Here is a 19,592-nt window from a genome sequence, read left to right as displayed (position 1 = left end):
TGCCCCCTTAACTTTGATCATACTGTAATGGAACAGTGACCTTCACAAATAAGCCACCAAGCTCGCTTGTTGATAGCTGTAGACCAAATTCCTGTCCGTAGATTAGCTCTATGCGATGATTTAGATTAGATAGTCCAATTCCGGTATGAAGCAGCTTCTCCGGATTAACCTCACCGCCGACTAATGCGTCTGCCATACTTTCCTCGCTCATGCCGTCCCCGTTGTCTTCTACAGTTAACACCAGAGATGTTCCTTCACTATAGGCGCGTATGCGAATTAGCCATACTTCCCGAAGTGTGGGTTCAAGTCCATGAGTAATGGCATTTTCGACAAGTGGCTGAAGGGTTAATTTCATAAGCTGGCCATTCATAACCTCAGGATTTACAAAAAGATCAATCTGCAATTTGTCCTCGTAGCGCAGCTTCTGGAGAAAAATGAACCGTTCTAATTGCTTTAAATCCTCCTCAACTGTAACGAATTCGGATCCGCGGTCAATACTATAGCGGAGCAGATCACTTAGAGCGAGTACCATTTGGGACTCTTCCTGCATGCGCTTGTTGGCGAGCGACCAATAGATTGTATTCAAAGTGTTATAAAGAAAATGCGGGCGGAATTGCGCTTTGAGTGCTACGATCTGAGCTTGCTTTTCACTGATTTGTTTGCTGGATAGGTCAGCGATAGTATGATCCAGGTTTTGGAGCATCGAATTATAGCTTGAATAAAGGATAGCCATTTCTTTGTTCATGGTTGTTTTTACAAAAGGTAAAGTAGTTCCCCGTTCGACATTGCTCAGCTTGGTTGCCAGATTACGAAGGGGCTTGGATAGGGTCCAAGAGAAAAAGAAAGTGAATAGTAGGGCAGCACCCATCCCCAGCAGGCCAATTAAAATAATATTCCGGCGAATCGTATTTAAATCTTTAACAGCGTCTTTAGAATCAATGTAAGCAAAAACGCTCCACTCGCTATAGTCGGAATAGGCATAGGATACGAACAGATTGCGTGAGTTTATTTTTTGTGGAACGATTCTGGCTTTATGATTGCTGAATTGTTTTAGAAGCCCGTCGTTCATATAGAGTCCAATTTCTTTTGGATCTGTGGAATAGACAATGGTATTAAATGAATCAACAACTTGGATTTTCTCGTTTTTGCCGAGGTGAAATTGGCTGACAGCGTTATGGATAACCTCGACAGGGAGGACAAGAAACAGGGTTCCTAACCGGTTTAGATCATTCCAATCATTAATTTGTCTGGCTCCCATCACCACAGGGATATTACCGTTCTGCCATACATCTACACCGAACCAGACCATTCGGCCTTTATTCTGTGCTATAGCCGGAAACCAATAAGCATCGCGGATTTCCTTTTCGCTGTCCCAGATGACCTTTAAGGAACTGCTGTTGGTATACACCTGATCATCGGACAGACCGAGCAGCTTGAACTGGATGTCAGAGTTTATGGAACGTGTCTGTTGATCTATGTAACGAGTAATTTCCATGGCGTCTGTACGAGGTGAACGTGACAACGCTAAGTCTCCCAAGGTTTCTTGAATCAAGGGACTGAACATGATCGTAGAAGAAAGCTTATCGTTATCCTGAAGAATTGCGTCCATTTTACCTTGAAGTTGCTTGACGGATTCCAGGATATATTGGTTGGAGCGGTTTAGAACAGCTTGAGAGGAAGAGCGGTAGGACAAAAAAATGGTGAATCCTACGATGGTGAAGATGATTAGAGAGAAGCCCATGATTAATTGAACGAGGATGGAGATTTTTTTGGACATGTTATCCCTCGCATGTAAAAGATATTCTTCCATACATTGTAACAAAAGCAAATGAAAGCGAATATAGTCAGACGAAAAATAAACATATTTATAGAAAAAATCTCATTTTTTTCAGGGGAAACAGCGTGGTTGTCCAACAATATTTAATACAGCGTTAATCTTTCTTTACTTAATAATGAAACTTTTTATGGTGGCATGCGTCTAATACTATGTTTGTTATGACGATCGTGGCAAAAGCTTTTTGCCGCCCTACCGTGGGTGGCAGCATTTTGCGGGGAATATAAGAGGAGTATGAAAAAGACAGAGACCTACTTATATTTACAAATAGGAGCAGAGGAGTTATATCATGGATTTGAAAAAGTTAACGTTAGTTGCTGTTTTGGCCGTATCTCAGGCCGCCGCGGCAGTGCCGGCTTTTGCTGAAGCTGTCAATAATACCCCAAGTAATTCTACTGTAGTTGGGACAGTTGTTTCAGCTGCGCCGGAGGTAATGCCAGAATCTACTGATCCATTGCCGCCATTGCCGACGGAGACGCCAGGAGGAGTAGTGTCACCGACACCAACACCTACTCCAATTCCTGCAGAGACAGTTGATCCTACGGCTACTGTTGAACCTACAGCAACAATTGCACCTACTGCAACACCGCTTCCGACTGCAACACCTGGAGTTACTGCAGAACCTACAACAACAGATGGTGCTCGTGCTGCGGCTAACAGTCAGCTTATTCTTATGATGAACAGCAACAAAATGTATCAGAACGGCCAGGAATATTTAGCTAATCAGCCTATGGCAGTGAAAAACGGCGTATCCTACGTTTCGATCCGGGCTATGGTAGAACGTGTAGGTGTGAAATACGTTTATGATTATAAAACGAAAGAAACCATTGTTACCAAGGGAAGCGACGTTATGCGCTTTAAGACCGACAGCAAGGTCTATACAGTTAATGGTGAGAAGAAGACGATGAAAGGTCCAGCTTACCAATACAAGGGGACTTTCATGGTTCCATTGACATCCATAACTGGAGCACTGGGCATTCCATATACCGTTGATAATGTGCAAAAACGAGTAATCCTTACATTAAACAACAAACCTAAAGCTTCCTTCACAGTGCCAACTGAAATTTACGCCGGTGAACCAGTGACCTTCGTAACCTCCAGCTCGTCACCAAATGGTGTAGCTATTGTGGATGAAAGCTGGGGAGGTAACAAGCAGGATATCTATGATCAACCAGGATATTATGTAGTAACCTATTCCGTAATGGATGCGAATCAACAGTGGAGTGATCCTTACACCATGACCATCACAGTGCTTAAACCTAATACACCTCCAGTTGCTAATTTCACTACAGACAAGGATTCATACAAGATGGGTGAAATGATTACTTATACCGATCTAAGTAGCGATCCTGATGGTGATGAAATTACCGTAACTTGGACGAACAAGGCCGAGGCTTTCTTTACTCCGGGTCCAGCGACAATTGCTGTCCAAGTAAAAGATTCACATGGCGCGATCAGCACGTTTGAGAAAACCGTTAATATTTCGGATGAAATCTTGTACAGTAAAGAAGATTTCAACAGATTATTTGCATCTCCGGGCAGTGTGTTTAGCATCGATGGATCGATGGTCCCTACTTGGCAGCAAGTAGCTTATAATCTTTCTTCCGAGCCTTATAAACTAATTCGCAGCAACAGCCCAGAAACGGTGTATACAGAAGGTGTTACTTACCGTGAGACTTCTTTGGGTAAAACCCGCTTCTTGATTCACCACAAGAATAACCTGAATATTAAAGCTAAAGTGTATGTGATTGCTACGAATAACAATTTGTACCCAACGACGCTTACAACCGAATATGTGGGCTTTGCAGGCCCAAGCACATATCCTGAAGGTACTGGTAAAATGTCTGTAGAACGTTATTGGAAATCTATGCTTACAAATGAGCATTATAAAACGATTGTTCTGCAACCAGGGGAAAGTGTCTCAATTCTGACCGATCTAAACCAAATTGCTATGAAACCAAGTGAAATTGTTTCACTTCAAGCGGACTTATTTAGTGATTATCCAATCGATTATAATGTCATGTTGATTGATGCGAATAAAGATCCACTGACTACACTTCCAACACTTCCAGTTCTGGATCGAGACGGAGTGCATAATCGGGGAACTTACGAAGATTCTACTCGTATTATCACGGTTACCGATGAGGTAGGAAAAACTCCTGCAAAACTTCTGCTAGGCGATAATTACAGTGATAAGAACCTGGCTGGCGTAGACCCAATGGCAGGTACGGAAGCATCCAATGCCGGTAATTTCGGGGTATTATACAAGATCAGATTCGAAAATGTTGCACCAAACTCATTGATTACGTTTAATCCACGTGGCGGTAACTATATGGGGCCGGTTATGGTTAATAACCAAATCGTGCATATGCCAAGCGTGGGAAGTCTCTCGAACGCTGACATGAACAGTGTGGTTTATCGTAGTGGTGAGTATGGAGGTTCTGTGGAGATTTTGTTCACAGCAGCTTCAGGCAGTAACTTGCCGGTCAATTTCCTCATCACTCCACTTCCAGCAAAGAAATAATAAATAGGAATATCCCTATAAGCTCTATTGGGGAATTATCTACAATAAAGGCCCGGCTGAATATTCCGTAAAGGAATACGCAGCCGGGCTTTTGTTTAAATATAATAATTCAGAGGTTGCGTAGGGGCGCTTCATGGTGCTTCATTGACGGGGCATTTATTTTGGGGCATTATTAAGAGAGTGAAATATAAATGAACTGATCTTATGGGAGATGAGCGTATGCTGTCGACAGAACAAATATTAGAAGTCATGTCGGGGCAAGGACTGCGAATCACCGACCAACGCAAAACGCTTGCCCAGTTATTCGGCGAGAATAAGGGATATTTGTCAGCGAAGGATGTATATGAGCATATGGGCCGTAAGTATAGCGGACTTAGCTTTGATACGGTGTACCGCAATCTTCGTGTAATGGAAGAGCTTGGTGTGCTTGAACAGATTGTCTTTGAAGACGGAGTGAAGTTCAAGGGAAGCTGCAATCATCAGGATCATCACCATCATATGATCTGCCTTCAATGCCAAAAGACCTACCCGATTAATTTCTGCCCGATGAATTTAACGGATACACCCGATCAATTCCGGGTAGTCAAGCATAAATTTGAGGTGTTCGGTTATTGCAAAGAATGTGAAGAGAACCGGGAAGAAGAATTAGTTGCAGCATCAGATAAACAAAAGGGACTTTAGAAATGGTGACCCTACGCAGAACGATTCAGGCGCCTATTCGGGTGTATCGCAGGTACATTTCCCCTATTAAACCTGCAACCTGCCGCTTCTATCCAACCTGCTCTGCCTATGCCCTGGAAGCCATTGAAGTCCATGGTCCATTGAAAGGCTCATGGCTTGCAGCTAAGCGGATTGCCAGATGTCATCCCTTTCATCCTGGAGGACTTGATCCTGTGCCGCCTCTTCAAGATGAATCTGCTGAGAAGGATTCTGCCCCTGCGACTTGACATGGGGCCTTACCATTGGGTATATTCACAAGTAATAGTATGAATTCCGAAGAACGGATAAGTAAATCGTTACGTCCATTACAGAGAGCCGGAATATGCTGAAATCCGGTATGGAGCGTTAGATTGAATATGGTCCGGGAGGAACTGTGTTCGAGCGGGAACTGCAATTGTGGTTCACGTAAGATAACAGCGTGATCCAGCGTTAATGGACAGTTCCCGCGAGGGAACTGGCGAAGCCTGCGCTCTGTGAAGAGACAGGAAATTTGGGTGGTATCGCGTGAGTTATACTCTCGCCCCATTATGGGGGCGGGAGTTTTTTGTTTTTTAATAAGAAAGGATGATTACTGAATGAGTGAGAAAAAAACGTTTTACCTAACGACACCAATTTATTATCCAAGTGACAAGCTACATATCGGACATGCTTATTCAACCGTGGCAGGAGACGCAATGGCCCGTTACAAACGTCTGCGCGGCTACGAAGTGCGTTATCTAACCGGTACAGACGAACATGGACAAAAGATCGAGCGGAAGGCAGAGGAAGCAGGAAAGACCCCTCAGCAGTTCGTAGACGACATTGTTGTTGGTATTAAGGAGCTATGGCGTAAGCTGGACATTTCGAACGATGACTTCATCCGTACTACGGAAGAGCGTCATAAAAAAGTGGTACAGGATATTTTTGATCGGTTGCTGCAGCAAGGAGACATCTATAAAGGTGAATATGAAGGCTGGTATAGTATCCCAGATGAAACCTTTTACACAGAAACGCAATTAGTTGATATAGTGCGTGATGACAACGGTGTGATTACTGGTGCAAAAAGCCCAGATAGCGGCCACCCGGTTGAGCTGGTGAAGGAAGCAAGTTATTTCTTCCGGATGAGTAAATATGCGGATCGTTTGCTGCAATTTTACGAGGAGAATCCAGAGTTTATTTTGCCGGAATCCCGTAAGAACGAAATGATTAACAATTTCATCAAACCCGGACTGGAAGACCTTGCAGTTTCCCGTACAACCTTTGATTGGGGCGTAAAAGTTAAGGGCGACGAGAAGCATGTCGTGTACGTGTGGATTGATGCTTTGACTAACTATATTACTGCTCTGGGTTATGGTTCCGAGGATCGCACCTTGTATGACAAGTTCTGGCCTGCGGATGTACACATCGTTGGTAAAGAAATCGTTCGTTTCCATACGATTTACTGGCCGATCATTCTGATGGCGCTTGGGGAACCCCTTCCGAAAAAGGTATTTGCCCATGGCTGGTTGCTCATGAAAGATGGAAAAATGTCGAAATCTAAAGGTAACGTAGTTGATCCTGTGACACTGATTGATCGTTATGGCTTGGATGCATTACGTTACTACCTGCTGCGCGAAGTACCGTTTGGTTCGGATGGCACGTTCACACCGGAAAGCTTTGTAGACCGGGTTAACTATGATCTTGCCAACGACCTTGGTAACCTGTTGAACCGTACAGGGGCTATGGTTGAAAAGTATTTTGCAGGCGAGATTCCGGCATATGAAGGAAATGTAACAGCATTTGATGGTGAGCTTCAAGCTGCGGCTGAGAATACTTATGCCAAAGTAGAAGAAGCTATGGAAAAAATGGAGTTCTCCGTGGCGCTGACAGCTATCGGAATATTCATTAGCCGCACCAACAAATATATCGATGAGACACAACCTTGGGTGCTTGCCAAAGATGAAAATAGAACCGCCGAGCTGGCTTCTGTGATGAGACATCTGGTGGAAGGTCTGCGTACCGCTTCACTCCTGCTGCAGCCGTTCTTGACACAAACACCAGCGAAGATCTGGGAACAGCTGGGTATTGAGCCTGGTGAGTTAACGACTTGGGATAGCGGTAAGACCTTTGGCCTGATTCCGGCAGGAACAAAGCTGGTGAAAGGCAATCCAATCTTCCCACGTCTGGATGTGGAGCAAGAGGTAGCTTATATTGCCGAGGCTATGGGTGCTGGCAAAGCGGCTGCTGAAGTGGCGGAAGCGGCTGCTCCTGCTGCTGCGGACTCCGTGCCAGTGGAAGAGCATAAAGAGGAAATCGGCATTGACGATTTCGCTAAAGCAGAGCTGCGGGTAGCCCAGGTTATTGCTGCAGAGCCAGTGAAAAAAGCTGACAAGCTGCTGAAGCTGCAACTGGATCTGGGTTATGAACAACGTCAAGTGGTTTCTGGTATCGCGAAATTCTATACACCGGAAGAGCTGGTGGGACGTAAAGTGATTTGTATCGTAAACCTTAAACCGGTGAAGCTGCGTGGGGAGTTGTCCCAAGGGATGATTTTGGCGGCTTCTAAAGATGACCAGCTAACGATCGCTACCGTGCCAGACAGTATGCCAAACGGAGCAGTAGTGAAATAAGACAATACTGTTGTAGAAATTTTTTAATGAGGTTGCTTGAACAAGGGAATGCTCCTTCAGCCGGGTTGGTTGTGGGAGCATTTCTTTTTTATAAAGGACGATACCGTCTTTCTTCTGAGTGAGGTTTCTTTGTTGACTTATCGTAACGATTACTATTATACTACTAATAGTAAAATTTACGATTTGAGGGGTAGATCAATATAATGGCGGCAATGAAATCGCGTATAAGTTTGCTCGTCCTTGCACTGGTACTTGTATTTACACTAAGTGCATGCGGACCTAAGAGCAGTGGAAGTATAGTTGAAGGGAAAGTAAATGTAGTTACAACCTTTTATCCTATTTACGAGTTTGCTAAGGAGATTGGCGGGGAAGATATCAATGCTATTAACCTGCTTCCAGTGGGTGTGGAGCCACATGATTGGACACCGCGCAGTCAAGACATTATCAACACTTCTAAGGCACAGCTATTTCTATATAACGGTGCAGGCTTAGAAGGCTGGGTTCCTAACTTTTTAAAAGGTCTTGATAGCAGCAGTAAAGTTAAGGCGGTTGAAGTAAGCCAAGGTATTGATTATATCATGACCGATGAAGATGACGGGCATGATCATGGGGCAAGTGAGGAAGAGTCTCATCAAAATGAGGACACGGATCATAACAGTAATGCCTCAGGAGACAGCCTGCATACAGACCCGCATACTTGGGTAAGTCCAAAATCAGCCATTGTCATGGCTCAGAATATTAAAGAAAGCCTTCAGTCCGTGGATCCTGAGCATAAAGAAGGTTATGAAGAGCGTTACAATAAGCTTGCGGAACGTTTGCAGGCGTTAGACAGTAAATTCAAAGAGGAGCTTGCTAAGCTGCCCAACCATAAGATCGTAGTATCACATCAGGCTTTTTCTTACCTTGCCCGTGATTATGGATTGGATCAACATGCGATTATGGGACTTTCGCCAGACGCTGAGCCGCGCGGACAGGATTTAGTGAAGCTTGCGAAAATGGTAAAAGATGAAGGGATTAAGTATATCTTTTTTGAAGAGCTTGTCTCCGATAAACTGGCTAAGACTCTGGCAGCCGAAGCGGGCGTTTCCACTATGGTGCTTAATCCGGTAGAGGGACTTACTGCGGAGCAAGAGAAGAACGGCGACAATTACTTCACTCTGATGGAGAAAAATTTGCAAAATCTGATTATGGCCTTACAATAATAAGGAAAGTATAAGGGAAAGGCGGTACTTAAGCATGCAATCGGTATCCTTGGACTGCCATCAGCATATCATCGATATACAGGATCTTTCTTTTTCATATGGGGAACAGAAGGTGATATCGAATCTTAACTATAGTGTAAGAGAACGAGATTTCCTTGGTATCATTGGTTCTAATGGTGCTGGTAAAACAACATTGATGAAAATGATCGTTGGCTTGCTTCCAGCGAGCTCTGGTGAAATTAAATTATTCGGAACGCCTGTCCGCAAGTTTAAAGACTGGGAACGGATCGGGTATGTTCCGCAAAAGAATGCCTTCAACCCGTTGTTTCCAGCAACGGTGCGTGAAGTAGTTCTGTCAGGTCTATATAATAACAAGAATCTGATCCGCAGAGTATCTAAGGCTCAGCATCGTCAATGTGAGGATGCACTTGAAGTCATGCGGATACAAGATATCGCGGAGAAAAGAGTAGGCCAGTTGTCAGGCGGTCAGCAGCAGCGTGTTTTTCTGGCTCGGGCGCTGATTAACCATCCTGACCTGCTGATTTTGGACGAACCTACCGTGGGTATTGATGCCGAATCACAAGCGGGATTCTTTGAATTAATTACCCATATGCATGCTCATCATCATATGACCTTCCTGATGGTGTCGCATGATATCGACATGATCAAAAATTATTTAGGTCATGAGCCCGTGCAGACGAATGGTAAAATCAACTTTTACTCCCGCCACTCACATGATCTCCAGAATTGCACAGAAGAGAATCTGCAGCACACGCTCTCTTAAGTCATAATTAAACTCTGAGCAGAGGTTTGCCTCTGTTCTCAGTGCATACATAACTTGCGTGTGGAAGTTAGTCAGTAGACAGGGTTTTTACTAGGAGTATTTCGACCTTGTTCCTATTTCTTGTTTTCTCTTATCTAAGCACCGCCAGTCTGCAAGCGTGTCCCTCTAGGGACGAAAGCGATCTTTCCCCGACCTAACTATGTTCAGTAACACTAACTCCTACGCTAGTTGCACTTAACGGGTGTCCAGAGGGCAGAGCCCTTGGGGCCCACCCTTGGAAGGGAGGGTTTGGGAGGGATCGAAAAAGGTTTGAAAAAGGCTTTAAAATGGTTTGAGTTTTGTATGAAGGAGAGTTTAAGTTGGAAATACTATTTAGCGATTTTTTTCAGCGGGCGCTTGCGGGCGGACTGCTGATTGGTATAACAGCGCCGCTTATAGGCGTTTTTCTTGTGCTTAGACGATTATCCATGATTGGTGATACGCTGGCTCATGTTACTATAGCGGGGGTGGCACTCGGTTTTCTAACAGGATTTTATCCGCTGGGCGCAGGCCTTATCTTTGCAGTGGTAGCGTCCTTCGCGATTGAAAAGCTTCGCAAGGCTTATAAGAGTTATGCGGAGCTGTCGATTGCCATTATAATGTCAGGCGGAGTGGCGTTGGCTTCACTCTTTTTCACCTTAGGAAAAGGGTATAATGCGGACGTAATGAGTTATTTGTTCGGCAGCATTTATACGCTCGATAATACCGATTTGATCGTTGTAGGCATAGTGACTATAGCTGTTGTAGTGGTAGTTTCGATGTTCTTTAAAGAGTTCTTTTTGCTTAGCTTTGAAGAGGATGCAGCAAGTGTAAGCGGGCTTCCGGTGAAACTGCTTAACATGCTGATCACCATTCTGACAGCACTTGTGATTAGCACAGCCATCAAGATCGTAGGCTCGCTGTTGGTATCTGCTTTGTTGACTATTCCGGTTGCAATCAGCTTATTGCTATCTCGCAGCTTTAAATCCTCGGTCATCCTGGCGGTTATTATTTCGGAGATAGCCGTTGTAGGTGGACTAGTGGTAGCTGGAGTCTGGAATTTGGCTCCCGGTGCAACTATTGTGCTTTTGCTCATATCATTATTGGTATTAACCTTGATCGGTAAAAAGGGATTGCCAGCATAAACAGCGAATTAAGTAATCGGTATCGCATTAGGCAAGCATAAACGCCTTCGGTGTCCTTGTAAGGACGATAAGCGAAAAAAAGGAGCCATAAGCAGCTCCATGAAGTGACTCGAATGCCGGAAGGAGAGCCGCTATTTGTCTAATATCAATGCAGGAATTGCTTTAGCCGCAGGGGTGGCATCGTTTATATCGCCATGCTGTTTACCGCTGTACCCCTCTTATTTATCGTACATTACCGGGTTATCCGTTCAACAATTAAAATCAGGCAGCAACTCTAAAGAGGTTCGTGTACGCACCCTGACTCATACATTGGCATTTATATTAGGTTTTTCTGCAGTTTTTTACACACTTGGTTTTGGGGCTGGGTTATTTGGGCAATTCTTTAATGGCCAGCGTGATCTGATCCGGCAATTGTCGGCGATTCTAATTATTGTAATGGGTTTGTTTTTGCTTGGGATTTTTCAGCCGCAGTTTTTACTTCGTGAACGTAAGCTTGATTTAAAATGGAAACCGGCGGGTTATGTGGGCTCCTTTATTTTCGGAATTGGTTTTTCAGCGGGTTGGTCACCCTGTATCGGGCCGATTTTGACGGCAATTATTGCTCTTTCGGCAAGTGACCCGGGCACTTGGTTTACATTGATTACCGCGTATAGCATCGGATTTGCTCTGCCATTTTTTCTCTTAGCCTTTTTCTTAGGCGGAGTGAAGCGTATCCTCAAGTATTCGAATCTGCTGATGAAGATTGGCGGCATACTTATGGTATTTATGGGTGTTTTGCTGTTCACGGATCAAATGTTCAGGATCACAGTGTGGCTACAAGGAATAACGCCGGATTGGCTGATTTTTTAGGTGAAGTAATCAATACCTGCTTCCGGAAAATGCTCAAAAATCCGCTCTGTGATAAATTCTCGCAGGGCGGTTTGCTGTTCATCCGGATAGACATATTTGTTCTGTCCCCAGCGGCCCCATTTCTTTTTGCGTTTCTCCATGTCCATTTCTAGTTTAGATTTCGGGTAACGTTTCTCAATTACAGTCTTGGCTGTTTTGGTGAATCGGTGCTGAATCATTTCAAAGGTTAGACCTTTTCCGATTTCCGGCGGAAGGGTCTTGGCTAATTTGGCCAGCAGCTCCGCATAGCCTTCCTGCCAGCCGTCATACCAAATAATTGGGGCAATGATGAAGCCCAGTGGATAGCCGGCGCGGGCAACCTTTCCAGCCGCTTCAATTCGCTCTTCAAACCGCGAGGTAGCAGGCTCGAAATTTTTGATCACATAGTCAGCATTCACGCTAAAACGAATTCTGGTATGTCCGTTATGCTGCAAATCGAGTAGGGGTTCAACATGTTGGTATTTGGTCACAAAGCGCAGGCGGCCAAGGGGCTCCGCTGCCATGAATGTGATGAGTTCTGAAAGAGACCCGGTAATATGCTCCAGTCCTAACGGATCTGAGGTACAGGCTGCTTCAAAAGTCGTGATTTCAGGGCTGCGCTCCTCGATATATTTTTTTGCGGCGTCAATGATGTCTTCGGTGTTTACATATACACGAATGTAAGGCTTTGCCCCTAAAGTAGTCTGCAAATAACAATAATGGCAGTGGCCCATGCAGCCAGTTGCGATCGGAATTGCATAATCTGCGGAGGGTTTGGATTGGTCAAACTTTAAGGTTTTGCGAAGACCGACTACAAGTGTTCTTTTGGCAATTTTATATTGCTCGACCTCTGTGTCACCCGGGAAATTCATTATACGGTTATGCGATGTAGTCATGCGATAGGGAATATTGTTAGCCTTCACCCATTCCATAATTCGTTCACCTTTCGGGTAATTTAAAGCATCCGGCTCGAAGAAAACAAGCTCGGGGACAAAAAGGGCTGTAGCTTTTCTGGTTCTCTTTACGGGAGGGGTCTCAGGTGTCACTATAGTCATGAATTCACGCTCCTTCTGAAAGATGAGTACGTTTATTATGCCTAACTGAGTCTCATTAGAAGCATGGCAATCATGGGTAACTCCGCAGTATGTTCTCTTGAAGGACTTGCCAAGGGGCGTTAGAAACATGTATCATTGTTAGAGCAAGGTTTGGCTCGGCGCCAGGTTCATTATAGAAAAGAGGTAAATTTTAATGCCAACACCCAGCATGGAGGATTATTTGGAGCGCATATATAAGCTCATTGATGAGAAAGGTTATGCGCGGGTCTCGGATATTGCCGAGGGACTGGAAGTACACCCCTCCTCTGTGACCAAGATGATCCAAAAACTGGATAAGGACGAATATCTCATCTATGAGAAATATCGTGGGCTTGTCCTAACCAACAAAGGGAAAAAAGTAGGGAAACGTCTTGTTGATCGTCATCAACTATTGGAAGAATTCCTCGGTTTGATCGGAGTACAGCAGGAATTTATCTATAATGATGTTGAAGGGATCGAGCACCACCTGAGTTGGGATTCGATTACACGTATCGAAACGTTGGTGGAATATTTCCGCCGCGATGAAGAACGTCTGCAGACTTTATATGCTATTCACAATGAACTGGCAAGCGATTCTTGAAATGTTTTTTCCCGAAACGGATATCGTCCTTAAAGTTATGCCCAGCAAGGCTTTGGTGAGCATAAACTACTTGATGGTATAGCCGTTTCTATTTTGTTTAGTGCAACCTTTCCCAGTTTTTAGCGTCAAAACGGATAAGTCCTTTTTCTGGCTGAGACTGATACCGCTCTTTTGAAGGGTGGAATCGGTACATCCACTTGGAGGATTGATCCGTTTTTTCTTTTTTTATAGGATACATATTATTTTAGATTTGGGGAGGAATTATGAATTATCGTAAATGGATGTTGGGATTGCTAGTATTAGTATTGTTTCTGCCTTTATGGTCTCCTGGGGCACGTGCGGCAGCTGTGCAGATTACCATTGAACTGGATGGCGAGGCGCTGGCAAGCGATGTGCCGCCGTATATCACAGCTTCGAATGTAACGATGGTGCCAATTAGCGTCATTAGTAAAGGGTTGAGTGCTGGAGTAGTTTGGAATCAAAGCAGTAAGACAGTTACAATCACGCAAGGAGATACAGAGATCAAGCTGACCAGTGGCCAGAAAAGTGCATTAGTTAATAATGCTTCTGTAGCCCTTGACACCTCAGTACAGATTAAGCAGGGACGAGTTATGGTGCCGCTTCGTTTTGTAAGTGAGCAATTGGGGTTACAGGTTATCTGGGATCAGGCAACCAAACATATTTCTTTGTACTCTAATACAGAGCCGCCGCAGGCTGCTGATCCGGAAACACCAGCAGTACCTACAGCGACTCCAGTCGTTACGCCAACGCCGGCCCCAGCCCCTACAGCGACTCCAAAACCGACCTCACCAACAGTTCCAAGTATTCCTGGTGCGTCGGCTAACAAGGAGATGAAGGGAGCCTGGATCTCTACGGTATTTAATCTGGACTGGCCTTCAGTAGCTTCTGCAGGTAACGAAGCGAAACAAAAACAAGAATTTGATAATCTGCTGGACAAGCTAAAAGCTGTTGGTTTTAATGCTGTTTTTGTACAGGTTAGAACCTCAGCAGACAGCCTGTACCCTTCTGTTCTTGTTCCTTGGTCTAAGGTGCTGACCGGCACCCAAGGAAAAAATCCGGGTTATGACCCGTTGAGCTATATGGTCAGCGCTGCACATTCACGCGGTATGCAGTTCCATGCATGGTTCAACCCATTCCGCGCGACAACAGATGCTTCTACATCCGCATTAGCAAGTAATCATGTGGCTAAGTCAAATCCGGAATGGATTGTAGACGCCGGAGGTAAAAAATACATCAATCCAGGGATCCCAGCAGCCCGCCAGCACATTATCGATACAGTGTTGGAGGTCGTCAAAGGCTATGATGTAGATGGTGTCCATTTGGATGATTATTTCTATCCTTCAGGTGTATCTTTTGCCGATGATACTGCTTATAAGACTTATAACACGAAGAACCTGTCCTCTAAGGCGGATTGGCGCCGCGATAATATTAATGAATTCGTCCGTCAATTGGGAGAACAGATTCATAAGGTGAAACCGAAGGTTTCTTATGGAATTAGTCCGTTTGGTGTATGGCGTAATATCAAAAAAGACAGCACAGGTTCGGATACCACAGCTGGAGTTACCGCTTATGACGATATGTACGCCGATGTTCGGACATGGATCAAGCAAGGCTGGATTGACTATGTAGCACCGCAAATTTATTGGAGTCTGTCCTTTAGCACTGCCCGTTATGATAAGCTAGTAGATTGGTGGGTTAAAGAGGTAGAGAATACAAATGTTAAGCTCTATATTGGGCAAGCTGCTTATAAGGTTGGAGCAAGTGACCAGAAAGCAGAATGGCAAAGTGGCGACCAAATCATCAACCAGCTTAAATATAATGAGAAATATAAAGAGGTTGCAGGCAGTATTATGTTCAGAGCAAATGACATTGTAGTCCGCAATCCGTTTGGATTATCAAATTTGCTGACCTTTTATTTTCAGTCCAAATAAGATAACTGTTCTAGATAAGGAGTCATGAATGCTCCCCCGTGCTCATAGATAAGCAATAGAATCTATGGGAAACGGGGGATTTTTGTGTATGGAGATTAACGCTGTGTTTGAAGGAGGGGGAGTAAAAGGGATTTCTCTCGCTGGAGCAGTTGAAGCCACGGAAAGGGCGGGGCGAACCTTTAAAAAGGTCGCTGGAACCTCCTCAGGCGCAATTGTAGCGACTTTACTGGCTGCGGGTTATGAAGGTGAGGAAATGAGTCGGATGATCCAAGGAACTTCTTTTTCATCGTTTATGAAGCGAGCTCCCATCTATAATACGGCTTGGGTAGGTCCTGCACTGCGAGTGTTATTGAAGAAGGGATTGTATTCGGGTGAAGCCTTGGAATCGTGGATGAGATCGCTTTTGCTAAAAAAGGGAATTATCACTTTTCGTGATCTGCCTCCAGGCAAACTATCTATAATTGCTTCCGACATTACCAATGGCCGGATATTGGTCTTACCAGATGGGTTGGAACAGTATGGAATCTCTCCTGAACATTTTGAGGTGGCTAAGGCTGTGCGCATGAGCTGCAGTATTCCTTATTTTTTTGATCCAGTGATGCTCAGGTTAAATGGACAATCTGCTAGAGGGAAGTCTTTTATTGAGCAATTTGTATACGTTGTGGATGGAGGGTTATTAAGCAATTTTCCTTTATGGCTATTTGACGGGATGAATGAGAATAGTAAAGTGCCGGGGAGAAGAATCCCTACGGTAGGGTATCAAACAGTAGGTAAAACCGACCCGCAGCCCCACAGGATTAGGGGACCGTTCAGTATGCTGCAAGCTATGGTAAGCACCATGCTGTCTGCTCATGATGAGAAATATATTGAAGATGATAAATATGTCCGCACGGTAACCATCCCAACGCTTGGTATAGGCACGACGCAATTTAATATTACGAAGATGCAAAGCGACGAATTGTATGCCGCCGGACTGAAGGCAGGGGAAGACTTCTTTAAGGAGTGGCGCCCCAGATAACAAGCAAGCTTTATAATATCAGAAAAAAAGCATCCCACACGTTATTTTGAAACGTGGAGATGCTTTTTGGTGTTTGTTTTTATTTAGTTAATGGTACTTCGGAAGCTGATCATCGTTTTTCCCTTTATTTCCTTCGATGACTTGGAAGGGATAACTTTTACGTTTGCCTGGTGCTGCTTGTGTCTTGCGAATCCCAGCAACCTTGGTCATGGTTTTCTGCGAAGGTTTGACTTTGATTCTAGATCCATTACTGCTGCGAGCGTATTTCCCTGGTCCCATTTTGTAAGCATAATAGATAATCGCTAACAGTACTAAGGGGAGAATCAGCTTCGACAGCGTATAGAAAGGCTCAGTCAAGACTCCAATCACAAAACCGAATGTTGCAAGAATTACTGAAATCCAAAAAATTAAAGCATGCCTGATCATAGGACACTCATCCTTTCGCAGGATCCAATATGCCGCCTGACACACTTGCCTCCGTATATCCTCTGGCTTCAATCTCTGCATCAAGCTCACGCATACGATTGAAAGAGGCGATGGATACTTCTACCTGATCATCCTTTGGTTCTTTGGTAGTGAGCAGCTGCAGCCATAGTCCAGGGTATCCCAAGTATTTGAGACCTGGAATTTCTCTTACTGCGTTGGTACCCTTCAGAACCTCAAACGAAACACCGATTACGACAGGCAGCAGAATAATCCGTTGGATCACACGTTCCCAAAGATTATCCCAGGGGACTACGGAGTAAATAATAACGCCGAGGATAATCGTCAGCATCATAAAACTGCTTCCGCAGCGGTAATGCAGACGGCTGTATTTCTGAACGTTCTGGACAGTCAGCTCTTCGCCTGCTTCAAAGGCGCTGATGACTTTGTGTTCCGCACCGTGATACTGGAATAGCCGCTTGATCACAGGTGTTTGCGAAATCGCCCATAAATAGACCAGCAAGAGAACCATTTTAATGCCGCCTTCTATGAGGTTGTGCAGTACATAATTATCAAATGCATTCTTGAATAAAAAATCTTCGACAAATACTGGTACAAGCGTAAAAATGAGCTTTCCGAATAAGAAGGAGAGAATACCCATTACAGCAACGCCAAAAATCATTCCGAGGCTCCAGCCTTCGTCCTTTTTCTTCGGCTTAGCTTTCTCTTTCGCCAGTTCTTCGGGTTCCAATTCATCTTCGGCATAGGATTCAGCCGAATAGTTCAAGTGCTTAGAGCCTTTGGCGCTGGCATCTATAATACTGACAAGGCCGCGAAGCAGCGGAATCTTGCGCAGTTTAGTGACCCAGCTCTTATCGCTTCTTGGCACCTCCAAAAATGTAATCTCCTGATTCTTTCGTCGCACGGCTGTTACATTAATATGCTTGCCGCCGAACATGACGCCTTCAATGACGGCTTGGCCGCCATAGCTGGGAGTTTCCTGGGACAACCAATTCACCTTCCCGTAATTAATATGATTTATATAATACATTGTAACTAATTTTTGAAGACATTACTAGTTGGATCGCCTTTTGCTGCACATACTACCTTATATGGACAAGGAGAGACAAATCGTTATTAAAAATACGGAAAGAGAGGTAATTCTATGAGCAAATCACATCAACAACAATCAGATCATACTAATATTTGGTTTTTTGCGCTCGAATTAGGTTTTTTCGCAGGTTTGATTTGGGGAGGGCTGCACTGGTTAATCTACTGGTTCAGCTTTACCAAGGTTAGTCCTGGTTATTTAGCAGAGCCGTTTTTTAAACATACTTTTCTGACAACAATGTATGGACATCTCGTGGGTTATTTGTTTTTCATCTTATTTTCAGTGATAGCCTCACTGCTATATGTGCTTATTCTGCGCAAGCTGAAGGGACCTTGGCCAGGATTGGTTTATGGTGTTTTGTGGTGGGTAGTTATATTTATTCCCGGCTCGCAAATGTTTCTTATGCAGCCGCCTTTTAAGCTGCCGTGGAACACTGTGATTAGTGAGTTCTGCCTTTTTTTACTTTGGGGGATGTTCATTGGATACACAGCGGCGATTGAGTATACCGACGAACGAAAGCGTGAGCAAGCGACTGCACTTGCCTAACGGCTCGAAAAAACTTCTCAAGGGGATATCCCTATGTTAAAATACAATGTGGCTATTTCGAGAGGAGAATGAAAATGGGTAACGAGCGCGTCTCCAAGCTGCGTAAGGTTTTGCAGGATAAAGGATTGGAAGCAATGTTGATAACCAGCGGTTATAACCGCCGCTATTTAAGTGGATTTACCGGATCGTCCGGTTATGTATTGGTGACAAGCGATGATTGTTATCTGCTAACTGACTTCAGGTACATGACACAGGCTGCGGATCAAGCGGTAGGAGTTAAGGTTGTAGAGCATGGTCCTAAATTTATTGATACAGTACGCGAGTTGCTGCCAACAGGCAGTGAGGTACGTGTTGGTTTCGAACAGGATGATGTCTCATTCAGCGCTTATACCTCATATGCGGAAGCCCTTAAGCCGGCAGTGTTAGTTCCAGTTTCCAAAGCCGTGGAAGACCTCCGTATGTTCAAGGATGCTGAAGAGCTTGCTGTTATGCAACGTGCAGCTGATCTGGCTGATGCTACATTCAATCATATTCTGAATGTGATCAAACCAGGCATGACTGAAAGAGACGTCGATTTGGAAATGGAATTCTATATGCGTACCCACGGGGCAACTGCGTCATCGTTTGATACGATTGTTGCTTCAGGTGAACGTTCGTCCATGCCGCATGGCGTAGCAAGCAGCCGTGTAATTCAAGGTAATGAATTTATTACGCTTGATTTCGGTGCATTACTCGATGGATACTGCTCAGATGTGACTCGTACCATTGCACTCGGAGCTCCAGATCCGAAGCTGAAAGAAATCTATGATATTGTGCTGGAAGCTCAGCTACATACGTTGGCACATATCAAACCGGGTATGACTGGACGGGAATGTGATGCACTGGCACGTGATATCATCGCTAGCTACGGATATGGTGATCAATTTGGACATAGCACGGGTCATGGACTTGGAATGGAAGTTCATGAATGGCCGCGTTTGTCCAAGCTGAGTGACGATATCATGCAGCCGGGAATGGTCGTTACTGTAGAACCAGGTATCTATTTGCCGGGGATTGGCGGAGTACGTATTGAAGACGATATTGTGATCACCGAGAGCGGAATATCGCTGCTGACCCATTCGTCCAAAGAATATACAGTACTGTAAGTAAGAAAAGTAGTAGTTTAATTATCGAATTCAGGAGGGAT

The 19,592-nt window shown here is 44.5% G+C and carries 17 protein-coding genes and 1 other annotated feature; of the genes, 13 read left to right on the top strand and 4 right to left on the bottom strand.

Going from position 1 to position 19,592, the window contains the following annotated elements:
* Nucleotides 1-7: 7 nt before the first annotated feature.
* Nucleotides 8-1,777, bottom strand: coding sequence for a sensor histidine kinase (locus MKY14_RS12775; RefSeq protein WP_076134511.1), 1,770 nt, complete (start codon nucleotides 1,775-1,777; stop codon nucleotides 8-10).
* A 346-nt stretch (nucleotides 1,778-2,123) separates the two neighbouring features.
* On the opposite strand from MKY14_RS12775, the gene MKY14_RS12770 reads away from it, so the two are divergent.
* The 8 genes from MKY14_RS12770 to MKY14_RS12735 all read left to right on the top strand — a co-directional run bounded on the left by MKY14_RS12770 (nucleotide 2,124) and on the right by MKY14_RS12735 (nucleotide 11,664).
* Nucleotides 2,124-4,358, top strand: a complete 2,235-nt coding sequence (locus MKY14_RS12770; protein ID WP_340976575.1) for a copper amine oxidase N-terminal domain-containing protein — start codon at nucleotides 2,124-2,126, stop codon at nucleotides 4,356-4,358.
* 219 nt (nucleotides 4,359-4,577) lie between these two features.
* Entirely contained in the window at nucleotides 4,578-5,039 is a 462-nt protein-coding gene (locus MKY14_RS12765) for a Fur family transcriptional regulator (RefSeq protein WP_036682896.1), read from the top strand.
* A 2-nt stretch (nucleotides 5,040-5,041) separates the two neighbouring features.
* Complete coding sequence (gene yidD, locus MKY14_RS12760; protein WP_036682893.1) at nucleotides 5,042-5,305, top strand: membrane protein insertion efficiency factor YidD; 264 nt, start codon at nucleotides 5,042-5,044, stop codon at nucleotides 5,303-5,305.
* A 40-nt stretch (nucleotides 5,306-5,345) separates the two neighbouring features.
* Nucleotides 5,346-5,606: a binding site (T-box leader), on the top strand.
* 47 nt (nucleotides 5,607-5,653) lie between these two features.
* Nucleotides 5,654-7,666: a methionine--tRNA ligase gene (metG, locus tag MKY14_RS12755; RefSeq protein WP_340976574.1), complete on the top strand. Its 2,013-nt coding sequence runs from the start codon at nucleotides 5,654-5,656 to the stop codon at nucleotides 7,664-7,666.
* Nucleotides 7,667-7,869: 203 nt separating this feature from the next.
* The gene (locus MKY14_RS12750) at nucleotides 7,870-8,868 is read left to right on the top strand and encodes a metal ABC transporter solute-binding protein, Zn/Mn family (protein WP_076277679.1); all 999 of its coding nucleotides are present in this window, start codon (nucleotides 7,870-7,872) and stop codon (nucleotides 8,866-8,868) included.
* Nucleotides 8,869-8,902: 34 nt separating this feature from the next.
* On the top strand, nucleotides 8,903-9,652 hold the full coding sequence (locus MKY14_RS12745; RefSeq protein ID WP_036682888.1) for a metal ABC transporter ATP-binding protein: 750 nt from the start codon (nucleotides 8,903-8,905) through the stop codon (nucleotides 9,650-9,652).
* Nucleotides 9,653-10,011: 359 nt separating this feature from the next.
* On the top strand, nucleotides 10,012-10,815 hold the full coding sequence (locus MKY14_RS12740; protein WP_036682884.1) for a metal ABC transporter permease: 804 nt from the start codon (nucleotides 10,012-10,014) through the stop codon (nucleotides 10,813-10,815).
* Between the two features lie 135 nt (nucleotides 10,816-10,950).
* The gene (locus MKY14_RS12735) at nucleotides 10,951-11,664 is read left to right on the top strand and encodes a cytochrome c biogenesis CcdA family protein (RefSeq protein WP_339187953.1); all 714 of its coding nucleotides are present in this window, start codon (nucleotides 10,951-10,953) and stop codon (nucleotides 11,662-11,664) included.
* Here MKY14_RS12735 and splB read toward each other — a convergent pair.
* On the bottom strand, nucleotides 11,661-12,737 hold the full coding sequence (splB, locus tag MKY14_RS12730) for a spore photoproduct lyase (protein WP_036682882.1): 1,077 nt from the start codon (nucleotides 12,735-12,737) through the stop codon (nucleotides 11,661-11,663). The genes MKY14_RS12735 and splB overlap by 4 nt on opposite strands.
* 193 nt (nucleotides 12,738-12,930) lie before the next feature.
* Between splB and mntR the strand changes: the two genes are divergently transcribed.
* From mntR to MKY14_RS12715, 3 genes are all read left to right on the top strand, one after another.
* Complete coding sequence (gene mntR / locus MKY14_RS12725) at nucleotides 12,931-13,356, top strand: transcriptional regulator MntR (protein ID WP_036682880.1); 426 nt, start codon at nucleotides 12,931-12,933, stop codon at nucleotides 13,354-13,356.
* 263 nt (nucleotides 13,357-13,619) lie between these two features.
* A complete protein-coding gene (locus MKY14_RS12720; RefSeq protein ID WP_076220441.1) occupies nucleotides 13,620-15,308 on the top strand; it encodes a family 10 glycosylhydrolase in 1,689 nt (562 codons plus the stop codon).
* Nucleotides 15,309-15,396: 88 nt separating this feature from the next.
* Nucleotides 15,397-16,326 (top strand): patatin-like phospholipase family protein, encoded by a 930-nt coding sequence (locus tag MKY14_RS12715; RefSeq protein ID WP_076193098.1) that lies wholly within the window; start codon nucleotides 15,397-15,399, stop codon nucleotides 16,324-16,326.
* 87 nt (nucleotides 16,327-16,413) lie between these two features.
* On the opposite strand, the gene MKY14_RS12710 is transcribed toward MKY14_RS12715, so the two are convergent.
* Entirely contained in the window at nucleotides 16,414-16,752 is a 339-nt protein-coding gene (locus MKY14_RS12710) for a hypothetical protein (RefSeq protein ID WP_339169024.1), read from the bottom strand.
* Between the two features lie 7 nt (nucleotides 16,753-16,759).
* Nucleotides 16,760-17,707: a DUF1385 domain-containing protein gene (locus MKY14_RS12705; protein ID WP_094901946.1), complete on the bottom strand. Its 948-nt coding sequence runs from the start codon at nucleotides 17,705-17,707 to the stop codon at nucleotides 16,760-16,762.
* Between the two features lie 207 nt (nucleotides 17,708-17,914).
* Between MKY14_RS12705 and MKY14_RS12700 the strand changes: the two genes are divergently transcribed.
* Both MKY14_RS12700 and MKY14_RS12695 read left to right on the top strand, forming a co-directional pair.
* On the top strand, nucleotides 17,915-18,406 hold the full coding sequence (locus MKY14_RS12700; protein WP_036682865.1) for a YqhR family membrane protein: 492 nt from the start codon (nucleotides 17,915-17,917) through the stop codon (nucleotides 18,404-18,406).
* A gap of 74 nt (nucleotides 18,407-18,480) precedes the next feature.
* On the top strand, nucleotides 18,481-19,551 hold the full coding sequence (locus MKY14_RS12695) for a M24 family metallopeptidase (RefSeq protein ID WP_036682862.1): 1,071 nt from the start codon (nucleotides 18,481-18,483) through the stop codon (nucleotides 19,549-19,551).
* Nucleotides 19,552-19,592: the final 41 nt, after the last annotated feature.

It is taken from the genome of Paenibacillus sp. FSL R5-0887, from assembly GCF_038002305.1.
Taxonomy (GTDB): domain Bacteria; phylum Bacillota; class Bacilli; order Paenibacillales; family Paenibacillaceae; genus Paenibacillus_AQ; species Paenibacillus_AQ odorifer.
The sequence above is the reverse complement of the archived record's forward strand: the minus strand, read 5'-3'. Positions and strand labels throughout refer to the sequence as shown.

Bases quoted from the DNA above. Each gene is read 5' to 3' on its own strand.
- yidD (WP_036682893.1), top strand. From the start codon at position 5,042: ATGGTGACCCTACGCAGAACGATTCAGGCGCCTATTCGGGTGTATCGC.
- metG (WP_340976574.1), top strand. From the start codon at position 5,654: ATGAGTGAGAAAAAAACGTTTTACCTAACGACACCAATTTATTATCCA.
- MKY14_RS12775 (WP_076134511.1), bottom strand. From the start codon at position 1,777: ATGTCCAAAAAAATCTCCATCCTCGTTCAATTAATCATGGGCTTCTCT.
- MKY14_RS12720 (WP_076220441.1), top strand. From the start codon at position 13,620: ATGAATTATCGTAAATGGATGTTGGGATTGCTAGTATTAGTATTGTTT.
- MKY14_RS12715 (WP_076193098.1), top strand. From the start codon at position 15,397: ATGGAGATTAACGCTGTGTTTGAAGGAGGGGGAGTAAAAGGGATTTCT.
- mntR (WP_036682880.1), top strand. From the start codon at position 12,931: ATGCCAACACCCAGCATGGAGGATTATTTGGAGCGCATATATAAGCTC.
- MKY14_RS12750 (WP_076277679.1), top strand. From the start codon at position 7,870: ATGGCGGCAATGAAATCGCGTATAAGTTTGCTCGTCCTTGCACTGGTA.
- MKY14_RS12745 (WP_036682888.1), top strand. From the start codon at position 8,903: ATGCAATCGGTATCCTTGGACTGCCATCAGCATATCATCGATATACAG.
- MKY14_RS12695 (WP_036682862.1), top strand. From the start codon at position 18,481: ATGGGTAACGAGCGCGTCTCCAAGCTGCGTAAGGTTTTGCAGGATAAA.
- MKY14_RS12700 (WP_036682865.1), top strand. From the start codon at position 17,915: ATGAGCAAATCACATCAACAACAATCAGATCATACTAATATTTGGTTT.
- MKY14_RS12705 (WP_094901946.1), bottom strand. From the start codon at position 17,707: ATGTTCGGCGGCAAGCATATTAATGTAACAGCCGTGCGACGAAAGAAT.
- MKY14_RS12765 (WP_036682896.1), top strand. From the start codon at position 4,578: ATGCTGTCGACAGAACAAATATTAGAAGTCATGTCGGGGCAAGGACTG.
- MKY14_RS12710 (WP_339169024.1), bottom strand. From the start codon at position 16,752: ATGATCAGGCATGCTTTAATTTTTTGGATTTCAGTAATTCTTGCAACA.
- MKY14_RS12770 (WP_340976575.1), top strand. From the start codon at position 2,124: ATGGATTTGAAAAAGTTAACGTTAGTTGCTGTTTTGGCCGTATCTCAG.
- splB (WP_036682882.1), bottom strand. From the start codon at position 12,737: ATGACTATAGTGACACCTGAGACCCCTCCCGTAAAGAGAACCAGAAAA.